This window comes from Celeribacter marinus (assembly GCF_001308265.1).
Taxonomy (GTDB): Bacteria; Pseudomonadota; Alphaproteobacteria; order Rhodobacterales; family Rhodobacteraceae; genus Celeribacter; species Celeribacter marinus.
Genome location: NZ_CP012023.1, coordinates 389,695 through 408,430, shown reverse-complemented (window position 1 = coordinate 408,430; position 18,736 = coordinate 389,695). Strand labels below are relative to the sequence as shown.

Genomic DNA, 18,736 nt, shown 5'->3' with positions numbered 1-18,736 from the left:
ATGACAGCAATCCCATCAGTCGATCTATTCGTAATTGGCGGCGGTATCAACGGCGCAGGGATTGCGCGGGACGCCGCAGGGCGCGGGCTTAGCGTGGTGTTGTGTGAAAAGGACGATCTGGCCGAGGGCACATCGTCACGTTCGGGCAAGCTTGTGCATGGCGGGTTGCGCTACTTGGAATACTACGAGTTTCGGTTGGTGCGAGAGGCGTTGATTGAGCGCGAAGTCCTTATGAACGCCGCGCCGCACATTATTTGGCCGATGCGCTTTGTCTTGCCGCATTCCCCCGATGATCGTCCGGCTTGGCTCGTGCGCTTGGGGCTGTTTTTGTATGACCATCTGGGCGGGCGCAAAAAACTTCCCGGAACGCGGACGCTGAATTTGCGCCGTGATCCCGAGGGGGCGCCGCTGCTTGATCACTATAAACGCGGATTTGAATATTCCGATTGCTGGGTCGATGACGCCCGTTTGGTTGTACTCAATGCGGTTGATGCGGCAAATCACGGCGCGACTGTGCTGACACGCACCGCCTGCACATCCGCGCGGCGCGAAGACGGCGCATGGCGGATCACGACCACTGACACGCTCACAGGCGAGCCGCGCGAGTTTCGCGCAAAGGTTCTGGTCAATGCCGCAGGGCCATGGGTGAGCGATGTTGTAACCCGCGTGGCGGGCGCAAATTCAAGCCGCAACGTGCGTCTCGTCAAAGGCTCGCATATCGTTGTGCCAAAGTTCTGGGAGGGGCAAAACGCCTATCTGGTGCAAAACCACGACAAGCGCGTGATCTTTATCAACCCCTATGAGGGCGACAAGGCTCTGATCGGCACCACGGACATTTCGTATGAGGGGCGCGCCGAGGATGTGACGCCCGATGAGAGCGAAATTGAATACCTGATTGCGGCGGTGAACCGCTACTTTAAGGAAAAATTGATCCGCAGTGATGTGGTTGAGAGCTTTTCGGGCGTGCGTCCGTTGTTTGATGACGGGCAGGGTAATCCCTCTGCCGTGACGCGCGATTATGTGTTTGATCTCGATGAGGTGGGCGGTGCGCCGCTCCTGAATATCTTTGGCGGAAAGATCACCACCTTTCGCGAGTTGGCCGAGCGCGGATTGCACAAAATTGCGGGTTTTTTCCCGACCATGGGCCTGGATTGGACGCAAACGGCACCGCTCCCGGGGGGCGACATTCCAGACGCGGATTACGCGGCGTTTGCGCAAACCCTCAAAACGCAATACCCGTGGATGCCGCGCAGTTTGCGCCTGCACTACGGGCGGCTCTACGGCGCACGGATCGACATGGTGGTGGGAGAGGCAACCACAATTGACGGATTAGGACAGCACTTTGGCGGTGATCTGTATGAGGCCGAGGCACGCTATCTCATGGCGCATGAATGGGCACAAACCCCACAAGACATCTTGTGGCGGCGCACCAAACATCGGTTGCACCTCAGTGACGCACAGCAAATAGCCTTTGGCGCGTGGATGGATGCCGCCACGCAAAAGGCGGCTTAATATGGCGCTGTCTCTTTCGTTGAACACCAACCCGTTGGTCAACCGCTTTGCCGAGCCGGATGATTTGATTGACGCCGTTGCACACACGCTGCGCATTCGGGATCTGCAACTGACACATGAGTTCATCAACCCAAGCTGGCCAGCCTCGGTCATTCGCCGGTTGACCCGTGATATGGCGCAGGCGTTGAGCCGCACCGGTGTGCGCGTGACAAGCGGGATGACGGGGCCATACGGACGCCTCAACCATTTTGGTCACCCCGACCATGATGTGCGTAGGTACTACGTGGAGTGGTTCAAAACATTCGCGGACATAACGGCGGAGCTGGGCGGAACATCGGTGGGCACGCAGTTTGCGATTTTCACTTATAAGGATTTTGACGATCTCGCACGGCGCGAGGCGTTGATCGAGATCGCGATTGAGTGTTGGGCCGATGTGGCCGAACATGCGAAGGCGGCTGGGCTGTCATATGTGTATTGGGAGCCGATGAGTGTCGGGCGCGAATTTGGAGAGACGATCCAGAATTGTCTCGCCCTGCAAGAGCGGCTCACTGCGGCCAATATGGCCCTTCCGATGTGGATGATGGCGGATATTGATCATGGCGATGTCACCAGTCAGAATCCCGACGACTATGACCCATATGCGTGGGCGCGCGCCGTGCCGCAGGTCAGCCCGATCATTCATATCAAGCAAAGCCTGTTGGACAAAGGGGGGCATCGTCCCTTTACGGCGGCGTTCAATGCACAAGGCCGCATTCAGCCCGCCCCGCTATTGACCGCACTGGCACAGGGTGGCGCGCGTGACAATGAAATCTGTCTTGAGCTGAGTTTCAAAGAGCGCGAGCCAAATGACCGCGAGGTGATGTCCCAAATTGCCGAGAGTGTCGCGTTTTGGGCACCGCACATTGATACAGGTGCGCAAGATTTGAACATCTAAGGGCTGGGATCGGATGATATGCAAAATAAACATAGCTTTATCAGGTCGACGCATTATTAATCACGGGCCGATACGGGAGATATCGGGTGTGAGGCGTTCATCGCCGCGCAGACGTGAGGGACGGAGCACAGCTAATGGCAAAGATCGTAGGCAATAGCACAAACGAGCAAAGTCTCGCAATTCGCGCCGCTTGGCTGCATTACGTTGGTGGTTTGACGCAGGCGGCGGTGGCCAAAAAGCTGGGCCTGCCTTCTGTTAAAACCCACCGCCTGATTGCGCGCGCTGTCGCGGACGGCGCGGTAAAGGTCGCCATTGATGGTGATATTATTGAATGCATCGAGTTAGAGGCGCAACTGTGCGAGCGGTTTGGTCTGCACACGTGCGAGGTTGCGCCCGATCTGGGCGAGGAGGGGTTGCCCCTTCGCACGCTGGGCGTGGCGGGAGCCGCGTTTTTGCAACGGCTGTTGGAAAGTGGCACACCCACCACCATCGGGATCGGTCACGGGCGCACCCTTGCGGCGGCTGTGCGTCAATTGCCGCGCTGTGATGCAACGTCCACGCGGTTCGTCTCGCTTTTGGGCGGATTAACCCGCAACTTCTCTGCCAATCCGCATGACGTTATGCACCGGTTGGCCGAAAAGACCGGTGCAACGGCCTATGTGATGCCCGTGCCGTTTTTCGCCAATACCCCCCATGACCGTGAGGTGTTATTGGCGCAAAAAGGCGTGCGGGATGTCTTTGAAATGGGCCAACGCGCGCCGCTAAAAATTGTCGGCATTGGCACCGTCGCGTCCGAAACCCAATTGGTGACGTCAGGCATGATCGAGCAAAGCGAAATTCACGAGATTTCGGCTGCGGGTGCGGCGGGCGAATTGCTTGGTAGTTTCTTTAGTGCGCAGGGGCGTAGCCTTGAGACTACGTTGACCGCGCGCACCTTGGCCGTTCCGTGCCTGTCGGGGGGACAAGATCAAGTGGTTGCCTTGGCCGGTGGTCCAGACAAAGTAGCAGCAATTCGCGCCGTGCTATCGAGCGGCTGCCTGTCCGGCTTGATCACCGACGAGAAAACAGCCAAGGCGCTTATGGCCTAACTTGCGGGTCTAGTCGCGTGGCGCCTGATCATCAGACGCCCCCGCCATTTTGCGCTCGTCCTCTTTTAGCTCAAGCCACATTGCGTTCATCACCGCGAAAATAGCCGCCAGCGGAAGGCCCAGTATCCATGCAAAATACCACATAAGATGTCCTTTCTTTAATACACAGAGTGAGAGTTTTCGGACACATCGGCTTGGGTGACCTTGCCCCACAAAACCTTGTAGACCCATGCGGTATACATCAAAATCAGCGGCATAAAGATCACCGTGGCCACCAGCATGACAAACAATGTCAGGTGCGACGAGGAACTGTTCCACACCGTGAGCGATGATTTTGGATCGCTCGACGAGGGCATGATGAACGGGAACATGGTCAAACCGACCGATGAGATCACGCCCAAAATGGCCATCTTGGACACGAGGAGCGTGGAGATTTCACGTCCCGCGCGCAAACCCAAAAATGTAAGCAAGCCGCCGATGATGCCCAAGGCGGGCGCAATCGCAATCCACGGACGCACGCTATAGGCCGACAACCAGCTTGATGTGCGCGCCACCTCGAAATGCAGCGGGTTTGACGGACCATCGGTGACATAGGCGCCGACGATTTCAAACCCTTGGATGCCAACAGCCAGCCAGACACCCGCAAGGATGTATCCACCCACCGCAACAAGGGCCGCAACCGACCCGATAGCGCGGGCGCGTGTCTGTACGAGGCCCTCCGCCTTGAGCGTGAGCCACGCACTGCCGTGCATCACAAGCATCGACAACGACACCACGCCGGCCAAAAGCGAGAACGGATCAAGCAGGCCGATAAACTTCATATACCAAGCCCCCTCATAGATGGTGTGCAAATCATCGGTAAAGTGGAATGGAACCCCGTGGATGACGTTGCCGACAGCCACACCAAACAAAAGTGCGGGAACGGCACCACTTGCAAACAAGGCCCAATCCCATGTGCTGCGCCACCGCGGGTCGTCACGTTTGGAGCGGTATTTGAAGGCCACAGGACGCACAATAAAGGCGGCAAGGATCACGAACATCGCTAGGTAAAAGCCCGAAAAGCTGACGGCATACAGTGGCGGCCAAGCGGCAAAGATCGCACCACCCCCGAGGATAAACCAAACTTGGTTGCCCTCCCAAACCGGCCCGACCGTGTTGATCGCGACACGGCGTTCGATGTCGGTCTTGGCGACAAAGGGCAAGAGTGCGCCTACGCCCATATCAAACCCGTCCGTTAGGGCAAATCCGATGAGCAACACGCCCAACAATCCCCACCAGATCACGCGAAGCAGTTCGTATGTCATAAGGTCATGTAAAATCATCTGTTTTACTCCGCTGGTGTCGCGATGGCATCGGCAGTGCGCCGACCCGCCAAGCGATCAGTATGGCGTTTGTTCCACGCATCGGTTTCGTCCACGTCCTGATAGGGGCCTTTGCGGATGTATTTGAGCATCAGACCCATCTCGACGATGAACAAGATTGTGTAGAAAATCACAAATCCGGCCAGTGTTAGCGCAACTTCGGTCATCGACAGCGCGCTGACGGACATGGCGGTCGGCAAGACACCGTCGACGGTCCATGGCTGGCGGCCGTATTCGGCAACAAACCACCCGAGTTCTGCGGCGATCCACGGTGCGGGGATCATCCAGACGGCCAGATGCAATGCAGGGCGCGGAAACTTCATGCCCTTGAACGAGGCGCGGTAAAAGAAATACGCCATGGTTGCGATGAACCCGAACCCGAGCCCAACCATGATGCGAAACGCCCAAAACAGTGGCCAGACCGTGGGCACAGTGTCATTTGCTGCGGCAATGATTTGGGCTTCGGTGGCGTCCATCGGATTGTCGACATACTTTTTGAGCAAGAACGCAAAGCCAAGGTCGGCAGAATGCGCCTCAAAGGTGGCCATGACGGCGGGGTCTGTGGCCTCACGGTTGACCCGCACATCCAGTAGAGCCTCATAGGCGATTATCCCTGAGCGCACGCGCTGTTCTGCGTTTGCCACCAACTCGTTGATCCCGGGAATTTCGGTGGTTAAGGACCGCGTGCCAATCAGCCCCATCGCCCACGGGATCTCGATTGCGTAATGCGTCTCACGGGCCTCTTGGTCGGGAAAGCCGATCAAATTAAAGGGGGCAGGGGCATCGTGTGTCTCCCACATTGCCTCGATCGCCGCGAGTTTCATTTTTTGGCTGTGGGTCGCGGAGTAGCCGGACTCGTCCCCAAGCAGCACAACCGAAAACGCGGCAGCGAGGCCAAACGCGGCCGCAACCGTGATGGAGCGGCGCGCCAGTTCAACATGGCGGTCGCGCAGCAGATACCACGCAGACACCCCGATCACAAAGACCGATGCGGTGACGTATCCGGCGGACACGGTGTGCACAAATTTCGCTTGGGCCACTTCGTTGAACATGACCTCAAAGAAATTGGTCATTTCCATGCGCATGGTCATCGGATTGAATTCGGCCCCAACCGGATTTTGCATCCACCCGTTGGCGATCAAAATCCACAGCGCCGAAAAATTCGACCCGATTGCCACGAGCCACGCCACGGTGAGGTGTCCGACCTTGCTGAGTTTATCCCACCCAAAGAAGAATAACCCCACAAAGGTTGCTTCTAAAAAGAACGCCATAAGCCCCTCAATGGCCAGAGGGGCCCCGAAAATATCGCCAACATAGTGGCTGTAATAGCTCCAGTTCATTCCGAACTGGAATTCCATGGTGATCCCCGTGGCGACCCCAAGCACAAAGTTGATGCCAAACAACATGCCCCAAAATTTGGTCATTTGTCGCCAAATGGGTCGGTTGGTCATGACATAGACCGTTTCCATAATGGCCACGAGGATCGACAAGCCCAACGTGAGCGGCACGAAGAGAAAGTGATACATGACTGTGACGGCAAACTGTAGACGGGATAATTCGACGATACCGAATTCCATTGATTCAGCTCCAACTTGTATGAGGCGACCTATATGACACGACTCGGGCCATAAATTATTCAATTATGGGAATGTGTATCACTTCACTTGGGGCGAAACGTTGATCTACGTCAATAACAAATATTTTAGATGTAGCTTAGTCGAGCGTCAAAACCCGATCCGCGCACTCGATTTCGACGCGGCGGTGAGCCGCGATTAAAAGAGCGGCGCTTGGTAAAAATTCCCGCACGCCTTGCAGGACCATCAGCGCAGTTGGATCATCCAACCCTTCGGTCGGCTCGTCGAGCAATAGCACGTTTGGATGTCGCAACATCGCGCGTGCCAAGGTCAATCGCCGTGCTTCGCCGCCCGATAGTCCATCGCCGCGCGCCCCGATCCGTGTGTCAAGCCCGTGGCGTGCGCGCATCGTGGCGGCCAGTTGCACCGCCTCAAGCACCTGCCACAGCGCGGTGTCGTCACACTGAGCGGCCCCAAGGTGCAACGCATCACGTACAGATCCCGACATCACCGCGCTGCGTTGTGGCAAAAGCGCGACCGAGCCGCGCAAACGGTCCTCAGCGCAGTCGAGCACGGACGTCTCACCCAGAAAAATGCGCCCCTGCGCAATGGGATGGAGGGCCGCAATCGCCAGCAAGAGCGTTGATTTTCCAATCCCGCTTGGCCCCGTAAGGGCGACTGTTTCACCCGCCTTCACCGTGAGGCTCACGGCGTTAAGGAGGATATCGCTAGTGCCCGCGCGGTGCACGGTCACGGATTGCAAGAGCAGTGCGCCCTCGCATGGGGCGTCATCGGTGTTCACAGGCGCGTCTGACACGGGGGCCGGGGACACGGGGGCGAGGGACACGGGCGTGGGTGCTATATCGGGCAACATCCGCCGCGCCGCCTCCATCATGCCACCAATATCACCGGCGGCCCTGCGCATCGGCACGATGGTTTCCGCCAGCGCTAGTGTCGTGAAAAACGCAAGAGCGGCGAGGGGCGGGCCGATGGTGCCCGATTGCGCCAGTGTTATACCAAGCCAAAGCGTGCCCGCCGACACAACCGCCGCGATGATCTGGATCGCGGCACCTGACAGGCGTTCCACCCGATCCTGATGGCGGCGCAACGCGAGACGGCGGCTCTCGGCCTTTAGGGTCAGATCAACCTGCGCGGTCATTTGCCCGTAGGCTGCAAGGTCACGGCGCGCACGGATCAGGTCAATGAAACGGGCGCGAAACGCGTGTGATGCCGCCTGCGTGCGCCGCGACAAGGACGCGGTTTTGCGCAGGGTCGCCCAAAAAACCAAACCCGCCCCAAGGCTGAACCCCAAGAAGATCCAAAGTGCGATCGGTAAACCCACGAGCCACCAAAGTGCCGCAAACGCGATCAATTGCGCACACAGCCCCGCCAATACGGGCAACACCAGACGCAAAGACACGCCATCCAGAGTGTCCACATCCAATGTGAGCCTGTTTAGGGCTTGCGCGCCTCTCAGCCGGATCAGGCGGTCATAGCGCGCCGCCATTACGCCGCGCAAAACACTCACACGCAGCGATTGCAGTGCGCGCAAGGTGGCGTCATGGGTCAGGACACGTTCACCGTATCTGGCCGATGCACGCCCCAATGCCAAAAACCGCACCATCGCCGAGGGGCGAAACACATCAAACATCGCGCCAACGCCCGCCAATCCCGCAGCGGCCGCCGCCGTGATGAACCATCCCGACAGGCCTAACAGTGCGGCCCCCATACCAAGGACAATCACGCCAAATAACGCCCCACGGCTCATTGACACCCGTTGCTCGCGCAAAATGAGCGCAAAGATTTGCCAAAGCGCGCTCATTGTGACGCCTCGATAGAAATGATCCTGTCCATCTTGGCCGCCAAATCTGGATCATGGGTTGCAACAATCACCGTGGCCCCGCGCGCGACCTGCGCCAACAGGCCGTTGGTAACTGCGTCTGCGGTCTTTCGATCCAAATCGGCTGTGGGTTCATCGGCGATGATCACGTCCGGTTGCGCGAATATGGCGCGCGCCAGTGTCACTCGCCGCGCTTCACCGCCCGATAACCCGCCACCCGTTTCGCCCAACCGTGTGTTGAGACCTTGGGGTAGGCGGTTGATCACGCTCTCCACGGCTGCGTGTTCAAGGGCCGCTGATAGATCGCCCGCGCGGCCAAGTTGCACATTGTGGCGCACACTGGCGTTGAGAAAATGCGGAGCTTGGGGCATCCAACCGACACGGGCGCGCCATGCATCAGCCGTTGCGTCCGTAAGCGCCACTCCTGCAAGCGTGATCTGCCCGACATTCGGTCCCTCTAGCCCTGCCATGAGCCGCAGGGCCGTGGTTTTGCCTGCGCCACTTGGCCCCATGATCGCCACGCTCTCGCCTGCTGCAATCTCGATGTCAGCCAAGACTATACCGTTTTGCAGTGCACATCCGCGCAGCGCAATCGAGGGCGCCCCCGTCAAAGGCGCGCACACGCCGCCCTGACCCATTAAGACGGCCGTTTGTTGGGCGTCCCATGTGTGGAGTTCGTCGAACACCGCGTCTGCCGCCGCTTTGTCGTGCCACGCCGCCGACAGATCTCGCAGGGGTTGATAGAACTCGGGTGTCAACAACAGCAAAAAGATCCCGACTTGCGGCGTCAATGCGCCGCTCCATGTGCCAAAGCCGAGCGTGCCGAGCAGCGAAAACCCGACATAGACCGCGACCATCGCCACACCGATTGCTGCGAACAGCTCAAGCACCGTGGAGGATAAAAACGCCACGCGCAAAACGGCCATCGTGCGGTGGCGCAAATCCGTGGCCTGACCTGAAAACCCGTCTAAAACCGCGTCCCGCGCGCCCAAAAGGCGGATATCGACCAAGGCCGATAGTCTTTCGACCAACATGTCGTTGAGGTTGCCGATTTCCCTTAGGTGTTTCTGGCTCGTCTCTTTTGCGGCCAGACCGATGAGCGCCATGAAAATGGGGATCAACGGGCCGGAGATCATAAGAACAAGGGCCACCGCCCACGATTGCGATAGTGCAAGCATCAAGATCACAAGCGGCACCACCATCACCCGCGCCCGTGCAGGGGCGTAGCGCGTGATAAATGGCACAAGCAGGTCGAGCTTTTCACTGGCCAATGCCGTGATGGCGCCGGCCCCACCAAAGGGGCTATCTGCGGCGCGGCGCGCTTCAACAGCTACGATATGCGCGCGCGCGCGGTGAATGATCGTCTGTGCGGCGGCCTGTGCGTATGCCTCGCTTGCCATCGTCAGTCCCGCCCGCAATAGCCCAAGGCCGGCAAAGGCTATCGCGATGCCAAGCGCAAAGACCGTCTGTCCGGTGAGCAATCCGCCCAAGGCATAGGCCACGACCGCCGCTTGTACAGGCCATAGCAGTCCTGAGGCCACGGACAAAACACTGGCGCGGCGATGCTGGGCCGCGCCAGCTGCCATCAGCCCTGCGCGCGAGACGGGGCTGTCGGTGTCGTTTGCTATGGTGTTGGGTGTGGTTGAGGTCACGAGAACTCGCGATATCGGTGAAAGGTAGGTCTGCGCTCTCCGTCATATCACGGCGGTGTCGAAATGGAACCTACGGCGCGTATCCTGTTCCAAAGCAGGTTGGGCATTTTTGGCGGATGCCGCAATTGGAGGCCACTTATAGATCAAATACGCGCCTTTAGAGTAGTTTAGCCGATTTCAAAGGGTGTGCCCTAAATGGTTTTTGACCCCTCATGTCTTGGAGGTCAAGGAATGCAACGGGGGTGTGCAGGGCGTTTAGGGCTGATTTGACGCAGGTAAGCTTTCATTTGTGATGAACTTATGGTCCTGATGATGTCAGAGGTCCAAACTTGACAGAAAAGAGACGCAACAATGCGCCCCAACGCCATCGCTTTTGACGCCTACGGAACCTTGTTCGATGTGTATTCGGTCAGCGCCTTGGCCGAAGATCTCTTTGCGGACAAGGGCGCGCAGTTGGCTGTTATTTGGCGCGACAAGCAAATTGAATACACCCGCTTGCGCACGTTGTGTGACCAATATGCGGATTTCTGGCAGGTGACGGGGGATGCGCTTGAGTATGCCTGTGAGGCGCTTGGTCTTGACCTGACCGCTGCCGCACGAGATCGCTTGATGGGGCAGTATGCCGCGTTGTCGGCGTTCCCCGAGAATGTCGACCAGTTGCACCGCCTCAAGGAGGCAGGGATCACCCTGTCGATTTTGTCCAATGGCACGCCTTGGATGCTTGATCAGGCGATAACTGCCTCAGGGCTTGGCGGATATTTCGAGCATGTTTTGAGCGTCGATGCTGTGAAGCAGTTCAAGACCGCGCCACAAGCCTATCAAATGGGGCCGGATGCCTTGGGATGTGCGGCCAAAGATATTTTGTTTGTGTCATCGAACTGTTGGGATATTTGTGGTGCAACCTGGTTCGGTTACCATACCATCTGGCTCAACCGGTACGGGCATCCTATGGAGCGTCTTGGCGTTGCGCCGCATCACATAGGATCGTCCCTAAAGGATGTTGCGGACTACGCCCTCGGGATCACCGCCTAAGTGGTCTCGCACGAACACCCGTAAGTCACGACCGTGTTGCATATGATTTTCCGGCGGTTATCGCCCCATATACGGCCCATGACTGAACGTGCTGTTCGCAAAGGAATACAAAGTGTCCGATCCATCATCCGAAGTGATTTTCCACGCCTATCCGCAATCGCCTGTCGCTGAAAAAGTCAGAGTCGTCTTTGGGATCAAAGGGCTTGCGTGGCGCAGTGTGGACATTCCACGCCTGCCGCCCAAACCAATGCTGACGGCGCTCACGGGCGGGTATCGCCGCACGCCAGTCATGCAAATCGGTGCGGATATCTATTGCGATAGCCAGTGTATCATTCGCGAACTTGAACGGCGGTTTGCGTCACCCTCTTTGATGCCCACATCAGAACAGGGGTTAATGTGGTGCCTGAGCCGGTGGACGGACGGGGCTTTGTTCGATCAAACTGTGCGTCACATTCTAGGGGCTGCGGGCGATGGTCTAGACAAGGAATTCGCGGCGGATCGCGGGCGTCTTTATCTGGGCGAGGACTGGGCAGCAGCCCTCAAACAAGCCAACGCCGATCTGCCGCATCTGGTGTCGCAACTGCGTGCGCCTCTGTCATGGCTGAACACACAACTGTCTGACGGGCGGGCGTTTTTACTGGGCGAGCAGCCCGCTGCGATTGACGCACAATTTTACCATGTGGTCTGGTTTTTGCGGGGCAGGTGGGCAGATGGTCCATCCTTTCTGGCGCAATTCAAAGAGCTCGAACGTTGGGAGGCAAATGTGCAGAGCATCGGCCATGGAACGTCTCGTGAAATGGACCCGCAAGATGCCATTGCGCGCGCAAAGGGGCTGGAGCCTAACGCACAGACGGGCGTGGCCGCTCACGATCCCCAGGGCCTCGCGGTTGGACAATCCGTAACGGTCCGCCCCGATGTGAATGGCGGCGAGCAGCCCGTTGCAGGGACGTTGCGCTATGCCGATGCCGAGACCGTGGTGATTGAGCGTAGCGCCGAAGATGTAGGCACTGTGTGCGTTCATTTCCCGCGCGCAGGCTACAGAATCGATGTGACGGACACGGCAGCGTGACGCCGCATGACCATGACATTTGCAAAACAGGCACAGACACACGCGAAAGGCCAATAGATGATTGATCTCTACACATGGACAACACCGAACGGTCGCAAGGTGTCAATCTTGCTTGAGGAACTTGGCGTGCCGTACACGGCGCACGCCATCGATATCACCAAGGATGAGCAATTCGCGCCAGATTTTCTAAAAATCGCCCCGAACAACCGCATTCCCGCGATTGTTGATCATGAGACGGGCATACAGATGATGGAGACGGGGGCCATTATGATGTACCTCGCGAACAAGTTCCAAAAGTTCCAATGCGAGGGCGATGAGTATTGGCGGATGGTTGAGTGGTTGATGTGGCAAATGGGCGGTTTGGGTCCAATGCTGGGGCAGGCCCACTACTTTTTGAAGTATAACAAAGGTCAATCGGAGGCGGCTGAAAAGCGCTACGCCACTGAAGCGCAGCGGTTGTATACGGTGTTGAACACCCGACTGGATGGACGCGACTTTATCGCGGGGGCGGGGCGTGGCACCTATTCCATTGCAGATATGGCGTGTTGGCCGTGGGTGTCGCGGTTTGAATGGCATGAGGTTGATTTGAATGCCTTTTCGAACATCAAAGACTGGTATGTGCGGATCGCCGCGCGCCCCGCTGTGCAAGCGGGTTATAACGTGCCCAAGTTTACGACCGATATCCCCATGCCGTGAGCAATGCGCCGTTTCGATCTAGCGCGACAACCGCACAAATCCCCCATAGGAGACGACCATGACCAAGCCAAAATTGCTGATTACGCGCAAACTTCGCCCCCAAGTGGAGGCGCGCGCGGCGCGTGACTATGACGTGGTGTTTAACGCTGATGATCGGCAGTTTGATCGTGACGAGTTAATTGCAGCGTGCCGCTCCGTCGACGCGGTTTTACCCTGTCATTCCGAGCACTTCAGTGCCGATGTGATCGCAGAACTCGGCCCGCAGCTCAAGATTATCGCAAACCATTCTGTTGGCACCGATCACGTCGATTTGGCAGCCGCAACATCTGCGGGAATTGTTGTCACGAACACCCCCGATGTGTTGTCGGATGCGACTGCTGAAATTGCGATGCTATGTATGCTCGGCGCGGCACGTCGTGGTGCCGAAGGGGACGCAATGGTGCGTTCTGGTCAATGGAACTTTTGGTCTCCCGCCTTTATGGTTGGGCGTCAGGTCACGGCGAAACGCTTTGGCGTTCTGGGCATGGGCCGCGTGGGACAAGTCACGGCACAGCGGGCGCGGGGCTTTGGTATGGAAATCCATTACCACAATCGCCGCCGTTTGCCCGAGCATCTCGAACAGGGTGCGATTTATCATGAGACCGTCGAAGGGTTGCTGGCCTGTTCTGACGTTTTGAGCCTTCATTGCCCGTCCAGTGCTCAAAACGTTGGAATAATTAATGAAAGAACCCTCTCCCTCCTACCGGATCGTGCGATTTTGGTGAACACGGCACGCGGCGCATTGGTTGATGAAGCCGCGTTGATCGACGCATTGACCTCGGGCAAGTTGTTCGCTGCGGGCTTGGACGTTTTCCAAACCGAGCCGGGCGGCAACCCAGATCTCGGGGCCTTGCCCAATACGTTTTTATTGCCGCACATCGGGTCCGCAACCGAAGAAACACGCGATGCAATGGGGTTTCGTGCGCTCGACAATTTGGATGCGTATTTTAATGGGGAAGACCCTAAAGATCGTATCGCATAATTCTGAAAATAAACGAAAAATCAGTATCCCCGCATACGCTTTCCACATGGTGGAAAGTTGAATTTAAAAGTGTTGATTTTGTTTTTTTCGTGAACAATGATCTTATTAGATTAAGGAACGCACAAAGTGTTCCAAATCGTCTGGGAGGACAAATATGACAAATAAACCGAACTCCACGACTCTGTCGCGCCGCTCGTTTTTGCGCACGGGTGCTATCGGCGGGTCCGCTGCTGCGGCAACCGTTCTTGCGGCTCCGGCCGCAATGGCGCAGGCGCCGATCGTGATGAAAATGCAGACATCGTGGTCTGCCTCCGACATCTGGATGGATTTCGCGCGCGAATATGTTGAGCGCGTAGAGGCCATGTCCGGCGGTCGTTTGAAAATCGACCTGTTGCCAGCGGGTGCTGTGGTTGCTTCGTTCCAAGTTATGGACGCTGTCAACGATGGTATTATCGACGCGGCCCACACTGTTCCAGTGTACTGGTACGGTAAATCCAAAGCGGCATCGTTCTTTGGCACCGGCCCTGTTTTCGGTGGCTCTGCTACAACCATGCAGGCGTGGTTCTACCAAGGTGGGGGTGCTGAACTGTACCGCGAACTCACTCAGGACGTCCTTGGCCTGAACGTTGTCGGTATGATGGGTATGCCAATGCCCGCACAGCCGTTCGGTTGGTTCAAAGAAGAAATAAACACTGTTGCTGACCTCAAAGGGTTCAAATACCGCACAGTGGGTCTTGCGGCTGATCTTCTTCAGCAGATGGGCATGTCCGTGGCTCAGCTTCCAGGTGGCGAAATCGTCCCTGCGATGGAGCGTGGCGTGATCGATGCGTTCGAATTCAACAACCCATCATCTGACCGTCGTTTCGGTGCACAGGACGTTGCGAAAAACTACTACCTGTCCTCGTACCACCAAGCGTCTGAATCGTTCGAATTCCTGTTCAACAAAGACTTCCTCGAAGATCTTCCAGAAGATCTGCAGGCGATCCTCAAGCACGCTGTTGAAGCGTCCTCGACATCGAACACCGCTTTGGCGATGCGCGAATACTCCAAGGATCTGTCCGAGCTTCAGGCTGATGACGGCGTTGCAGTTCACCGCACTTCCAAAGAAATCCTCGCAGGCCAGTTGGAGGCATGGGATACATTGATCGCAGATCTGGAAACAGACGAATTCAATGCCCGCGTTATGGCGAGCCAGCGTGCTTGGACCGAAAAAGTTGCGTACTACGAACTCATGAACGCACCCGACCTCGGCTTGGCATACGAGCACTATTTCCCAGGTAAGTTGAAACTCTAATCATCAACGAAAAGGCGTGGGAAACCACGCCTTTTTCACCTTGGATATGTCTCGACTGGAGCTACGAATGCTAAACTATATCCGATTTGCCGACAATCTTTCCGCTTGGTTCGGTAAAGCCTTTGGGTGGCTGATAATCCTGATGACCTTTGGCATGAGCTATGAGGTCTTTGTGCGTTACCTGTTGAACAGTCCAACGCCTTGGGCGCTCGACATCAGTTTCATCATGTATGGAACTGTGTTCATGATGGGGGGCGCCTATACGCTATCGCGCGGCGGTCACGTGCGCGGCGATTTTCTATACCGTCTTTGGTCGGATAGAACGCAGGCCATTCTTGATCTGACGCTGTACATCTTGTTTTTCTTCCCAGGCATTCTTGCGCTCATCTTTTCCGGTTGGAAATACGCAAGCCGCTCGTGGGGATACGCAGAGGTGTCGGTGAACAGTCCGGCTGGCATCCCGATTTACCAATTTAAGACCGTCATTGTTGCGGCTGGGCTATTGTTGTTTGTGCAAGGTATCGCACAGGTTTTCCGCTGCATCATTTGCATCAAAGACGGCAAATGGCTTCCGTTGGCATCCGACGTTGAGGAAACCGAAACCCTACTCATGAAACAGGCAGCCGAAGGTAAATAATCTGGTCCAACCGACGCGTTGGGACCGACTCTTCTGCTTTCGAAAATTGGAGTTCACACAGTGACCGATCCACAAATCGCCATATCCATGCTTGGCATATTCATTGCCTGCGTGTTTTTAGGCTTCCCGATTGCCTACACCTTGATGGCGATCGGCATAGGCTTTGGCTACTATGCTTATTATGACGCCGCACGCATGTGGCGCAGCTTTGACCGTCTTGCCGAGGATACACCTTGGTTGGAATCCACACAATTATGGCTCGAAGGGTTCTATAATAACCGAATATTCGATCTCTTCATAAACCAAACCTATTCGGTGATATCAAACGAAGTTCTAACCGCGATCCCGCTGTTCCTCTTTATGGGCTACATCGTGGAGCGCGCGAACATTGTGGATAAACTGTTCAGCACACTCGCCGTTGCCACACGCAATGTTCCCGGCTCTCTTGGTGTTGCCGCCTTGGTCACTTGCGCGCTGTTTGCGACTGCAACGGGGATCGTGGGTGCGGTTGTGACACTGATGGGTCTACTGGCTCTGCCACAGATGCTTAAGATGCGGTACGACCACAGCTTTGCGGCTGGCATCATTTGCGCGGGCGGCACGCTCGGTATTTTGATCCCGCCGTCGATCATGTTGATTGTCTACGCGGCATCGTCGGGCGTTTCCATCGTTCGCCTTTATGCAGCGGCTTTGTTGCCAGGTCTGGTTCTCGTTGGCCTCTACATCACATACATCGTTGTACGCGCGGTTCTAAACCCGAAGTTGGCGCCGAAACCAACCAAAGAAGAGTTGCCCGAAGTTCCATTCGGAAAGATGCTTTGGATGCTGGCCACCAGTTTCCTGCCGCTCGCGGTTCTTATCTTGTCGGTTCTCGGCTCTATCCTGTTTGGTCTCGCAACGCCAACCGAAGCGGCATCTATTGGCGCACTCGGCGGTATGGTTCTCGCGGTTGCGTACCGTGCGATGACGTTCGATCGTCTGCGTGAAAGTGTCTATCTGACAGTGCGGACCACCGCGATGGTGTGTTGGTTGTTTGTTGGCTCTTACGTCTTTTCCTCGGTGTTTAGCTACCTTGGTGGCGAAAAGGTCATCGAAGAGTTTGTGACGCACCTCGATTTGACACCTATTCAGTTCTTGCTGCTTGCTCAGTTGATCATCTTCTTGCTGGGTTGGCCGCTTGAATGGTCCGAAATCATTATCATTTTCGTACCTATCTTCTTGCCGCTGTTGCCGTTGTTCGGGATTGATCCGTTGTTCTTTGGTGTGCTTGTTGCGCTGAACCTTCAGACCAGCTTCCTAACGCCGCCTATGGCGATGAGTGCGTACTATCTCAAAGGGATTGCGCCGCCTGAGGTCAAGTTGATCGAGATCTTCAAAGGGGTTTTGCCGTATTGTGGTATGGTCGTCATCGCGATGTTCTTGATGTACACCTTCCCACAGATCGTCTTTATGCTGCCGGATGCCTTCTATGGCCCACAGCGTTAATCGTCAGGCGATACTTGGATTGGGGGCGGTCGCATTGCGCGACCGCCTCGCATCCGGCGCACTGAGTGCGGTCGAACTGGTTGAGGCGTGCCTCGAGCGGATTGGCGAACACGAGGAACAAATTGGCGCTTGGGCGTGGCTTGACGGAGATCACGCACTCCAACAGGCCCAGCGTTTGGATCAATGGCGTAAAGCGGGGCGGCCCCTTGGCCCGCTGCATGGGTTGCCTGTTGGTCTAAAAGATATCATCGACACGAAAGGCATTCCGACCGAGAACGGAACGCCCATCGATGCGGGACGTGTCCCTACCGAGGATGCATGGATTGTTGCACGGCTGCGCGCGGCAGGTGCGATCATCTTGGGGAAAACCGTCACGACCGAGGGTGCATTCATGCACGCCGGAAAGACCCGCAATCCCCATAATCCCGATCATACTCCGGGTGGGTCATCCCAAGGGTCCGCTGCGGCTGTCGCGGCGGGTATGGTGCCCTTTGCCGTTGGGACGCAAACCGGTGGCTCTGTCATTCGGCCCGCATCCTTTTGCGGTGTCGTCGGCTTCAAACCCAGCTTTGGCTTGATCCCGCGCACAGGTATTTTGTCCCAGTCTCCACATCTCGATACGGTCGGCGTTTTTGCCCGCTCTATTGAGGATTGCGCTCTATTGAGCGATGTGTTGACGGGCTACGATCCGCTAGACACCGCGACATCTGCGGTGCCTATGCCACGGATGCTCGACGTTGCAGCGTCTAAGCCGCCGGTTCTGCCTGATTTTGCGTTAGGTCGTATCCCCGGTTGGGATCAGGCGGACCCGCAAATGATTGACGCGATCGAAGAGCTTGTCGCCATTTTGGATGACAAATGTTTTGACGCACCTTTGCCAGAGTTAGGTCAGGCCGCACAAACGCGCGAGCTGATCAACTTTGCCGAGATGGCGAAATGCTACTACCATTTCGAAGCCCGAGGCAGGGATCAGTTGTCCGAAAAACTTTGCGCTGCGATTGATCACGGCAAAGATGTGATGGCACGCGATTACATCTCTGCGCTCGATTGGCGCGATGTGCTAAATGCGGGGCTTGAGGCGATCTTCAACCGCGCGGACGCGATCATTTGTCCGGCGGCTTTGGGTCCAGCGCCCGAAGGGCTCGACGATACAGGAAGTCCGATTTTCAACGGCCTTTGGACGTTGGCGGGTGTGCCTGTCGTGACGATACCGCTTTTTGTTGCGGAAAATGGAATGCCGATGGGTGTGCAACTGGTTGGCAGACGCGGTGATGATGCCCGTCTGTTACGCACAGCACGTTGGCTCACCTCACATCTAGAAACAATAGAAGACAGGGAACTAAAGCTATGAACAAACTGATAGCCGTTTTTGCATTTTTGGTGCTGTTCGCCTTTTTGGCGATCCTTGTGATCCACGTCCCGCGTCTTGACCTGACTGTGGTCATTCTCGTCGCGTCAGGGCTTGGGTGTTGGGATCTGTATACAAGCTGTTTTGCCAAAAAGACCGACAAGTCCTAAGATCCAAAACCTATGCGCCACGG

The 18,736-nt window shown here is 56.6% G+C and carries 17 protein-coding genes; 12 read left to right on the top strand and 5 right to left on the bottom strand.

Annotated elements, in window-relative coordinates; translation table 11 throughout:
• The 3 genes from IMCC12053_RS01970 (at window position 1) to IMCC12053_RS01960 (ending at window position 3,534) form a co-directional block, all read left to right on the top strand.
• Window positions 1–1,512, top strand: a complete 1,512-nt coding sequence (locus IMCC12053_RS01970; RefSeq protein WP_062215252.1) for a glycerol-3-phosphate dehydrogenase — start codon at window positions 1–3, stop codon at window positions 1,510–1,512.
• 1 nt (window position 1,513) lies between these two features.
• Window positions 1,514–2,446, top strand: a complete 933-nt coding sequence (locus IMCC12053_RS01965) for a sugar phosphate isomerase/epimerase family protein (RefSeq protein WP_062215249.1) — start codon at window positions 1,514–1,516, stop codon at window positions 2,444–2,446.
• Window positions 2,447–2,580: 134 nt separating this feature from the next.
• Window positions 2,581–3,534, top strand: coding sequence for a sugar-binding transcriptional regulator (locus IMCC12053_RS01960; protein ID WP_062215246.1), 954 nt, complete (start codon window positions 2,581–2,583; stop codon window positions 3,532–3,534).
• Between the two features lie 9 nt (window positions 3,535–3,543).
• On the opposite strand, the gene cydX is transcribed toward IMCC12053_RS01960, so the two are convergent.
• The 5 genes from cydX to cydD all read right to left on the bottom strand — a co-directional run bounded on the left by cydX (window position 3,544) and on the right by cydD (window position 9,961).
• A complete protein-coding gene (gene cydX, locus IMCC12053_RS01955) occupies window positions 3,544–3,678 on the bottom strand; it encodes a cytochrome bd-I oxidase subunit CydX (RefSeq protein WP_062215242.1) in 135 nt (44 codons plus the stop codon).
• A gap of 14 nt (window positions 3,679–3,692) precedes the next feature.
• A complete protein-coding gene (gene cydB / locus IMCC12053_RS01950) occupies window positions 3,693–4,856 on the bottom strand; it encodes a cytochrome d ubiquinol oxidase subunit II (RefSeq protein WP_062215238.1) in 1,164 nt (387 codons plus the stop codon).
• 5 nt (window positions 4,857–4,861) lie between these two features.
• Entirely contained in the window at window positions 4,862–6,472 is a 1,611-nt protein-coding gene (locus IMCC12053_RS01945) for a cytochrome ubiquinol oxidase subunit I (RefSeq protein WP_062215235.1), read from the bottom strand.
• Between the two features lie 136 nt (window positions 6,473–6,608).
• On the bottom strand, window positions 6,609–8,291 hold the full coding sequence (locus IMCC12053_RS01940) for an amino acid ABC transporter ATP-binding/permease protein (RefSeq protein ID WP_062215232.1): 1,683 nt from the start codon (window positions 8,289–8,291) through the stop codon (window positions 6,609–6,611).
• Window positions 8,288–9,961, bottom strand: a complete 1,674-nt coding sequence (gene cydD, locus IMCC12053_RS01935; RefSeq protein ID WP_236852504.1) for a thiol reductant ABC exporter subunit CydD — start codon at window positions 9,959–9,961, stop codon at window positions 8,288–8,290. Before cydD ends, IMCC12053_RS01940 begins: the two co-directional genes overlap by 4 nt.
• A 351-nt stretch (window positions 9,962–10,312) precedes the next feature.
• Here cydD and IMCC12053_RS01930 point away from each other — a divergent pair, with 351 nt between their 5' ends.
• From IMCC12053_RS01930 to IMCC12053_RS15685, 9 genes are all read left to right on the top strand, one after another.
• The gene (locus IMCC12053_RS01930; RefSeq protein ID WP_062215227.1) at window positions 10,313–10,993 is read left to right on the top strand and encodes a haloacid dehalogenase type II; all 681 of its coding nucleotides are present in this window, start codon (window positions 10,313–10,315) and stop codon (window positions 10,991–10,993) included.
• Window positions 10,994–11,105: 112 nt separating this feature from the next.
• Window positions 11,106–12,062 carry a glutathione S-transferase family protein gene (locus IMCC12053_RS01925; protein ID WP_062215224.1) on the top strand — a complete coding sequence of 319 codons (957 nt, stop codon included), beginning with the start codon at window positions 11,106–11,108 and terminating at the stop codon, window positions 12,060–12,062.
• A 57-nt stretch (window positions 12,063–12,119) separates the two neighbouring features.
• Entirely contained in the window at window positions 12,120–12,758 is a 639-nt protein-coding gene (locus IMCC12053_RS01920; protein ID WP_062215221.1) for a glutathione S-transferase family protein, read from the top strand.
• Window positions 12,759–12,816: 58 nt separating this feature from the next.
• Window positions 12,817–13,779, top strand: coding sequence for a 2-hydroxyacid dehydrogenase (locus IMCC12053_RS01915; RefSeq protein ID WP_062215217.1), 963 nt, complete (start codon window positions 12,817–12,819; stop codon window positions 13,777–13,779).
• A gap of 154 nt (window positions 13,780–13,933) precedes the next feature.
• On the top strand, window positions 13,934–15,073 hold the full coding sequence (locus IMCC12053_RS01910; RefSeq protein ID WP_062215215.1) for a TRAP transporter substrate-binding protein: 1,140 nt from the start codon (window positions 13,934–13,936) through the stop codon (window positions 15,071–15,073).
• Window positions 15,074–15,140: 67 nt separating this feature from the next.
• A complete protein-coding gene (locus IMCC12053_RS01905; RefSeq protein WP_062215212.1) occupies window positions 15,141–15,710 on the top strand; it encodes a TRAP transporter small permease subunit in 570 nt (189 codons plus the stop codon).
• 60 nt (window positions 15,711–15,770) lie between these two features.
• A complete protein-coding gene (locus tag IMCC12053_RS01900) occupies window positions 15,771–17,195 on the top strand; it encodes a TRAP transporter large permease (protein WP_062215209.1) in 1,425 nt (474 codons plus the stop codon).
• Window positions 17,179–18,546: an amidase gene (locus IMCC12053_RS01895; protein ID WP_062215206.1), complete on the top strand. Its 1,368-nt coding sequence runs from the start codon at window positions 17,179–17,181 to the stop codon at window positions 18,544–18,546. Before IMCC12053_RS01900 ends, IMCC12053_RS01895 begins: the two co-directional genes overlap by 17 nt.
• Window positions 18,543–18,713 carry a hypothetical protein gene (locus tag IMCC12053_RS15685; RefSeq protein WP_156320727.1) on the top strand — a complete coding sequence of 57 codons (171 nt, stop codon included), beginning with the start codon at window positions 18,543–18,545 and terminating at the stop codon, window positions 18,711–18,713. The genes IMCC12053_RS01895 and IMCC12053_RS15685 overlap by 4 nt, the downstream gene beginning before the upstream one ends.
• Window positions 18,714–18,736 lie beyond the last annotated feature (23 nt).

Coding starts and splice junctions, on each gene's coding strand:
- IMCC12053_RS01895 (WP_062215206.1), top strand. CDS start 17,179: ATGGCCCACAGCGTTAATCGTCAGGCGATACTTGGATTGGGGGCGGTC.
- IMCC12053_RS01960 (WP_062215246.1), top strand. CDS start 2,581: ATGGCAAAGATCGTAGGCAATAGCACAAACGAGCAAAGTCTCGCAATT.
- IMCC12053_RS01965 (WP_062215249.1), top strand. CDS start 1,514: ATGGCGCTGTCTCTTTCGTTGAACACCAACCCGTTGGTCAACCGCTTT.
- cydB (WP_062215238.1), bottom strand. CDS start 4,856: ATGATTTTACATGACCTTATGACATACGAACTGCTTCGCGTGATCTGG.
- IMCC12053_RS01920 (WP_062215221.1), top strand. CDS start 12,120: ATGATTGATCTCTACACATGGACAACACCGAACGGTCGCAAGGTGTCA.
- IMCC12053_RS01940 (WP_062215232.1), bottom strand. CDS start 8,291: ATGAGCGCGCTTTGGCAAATCTTTGCGCTCATTTTGCGCGAGCAACGG.
- IMCC12053_RS15685 (WP_156320727.1), top strand. CDS start 18,543: ATGAACAAACTGATAGCCGTTTTTGCATTTTTGGTGCTGTTCGCCTTT.
- IMCC12053_RS01945 (WP_062215235.1), bottom strand. CDS start 6,472: ATGGAATTCGGTATCGTCGAATTATCCCGTCTACAGTTTGCCGTCACA.
- IMCC12053_RS01970 (WP_062215252.1), top strand. CDS start 1: ATGACAGCAATCCCATCAGTCGATCTATTCGTAATTGGCGGCGGTATC.
- IMCC12053_RS01915 (WP_062215217.1), top strand. CDS start 12,817: ATGACCAAGCCAAAATTGCTGATTACGCGCAAACTTCGCCCCCAAGTG.
- IMCC12053_RS01905 (WP_062215212.1), top strand. CDS start 15,141: ATGCTAAACTATATCCGATTTGCCGACAATCTTTCCGCTTGGTTCGGT.
- IMCC12053_RS01930 (WP_062215227.1), top strand. CDS start 10,313: ATGCGCCCCAACGCCATCGCTTTTGACGCCTACGGAACCTTGTTCGAT.
- cydX (WP_062215242.1), bottom strand. CDS start 3,678: ATGTGGTATTTTGCATGGATACTGGGCCTTCCGCTGGCGGCTATTTTC.
- IMCC12053_RS01910 (WP_062215215.1), top strand. CDS start 13,934: ATGACAAATAAACCGAACTCCACGACTCTGTCGCGCCGCTCGTTTTTG.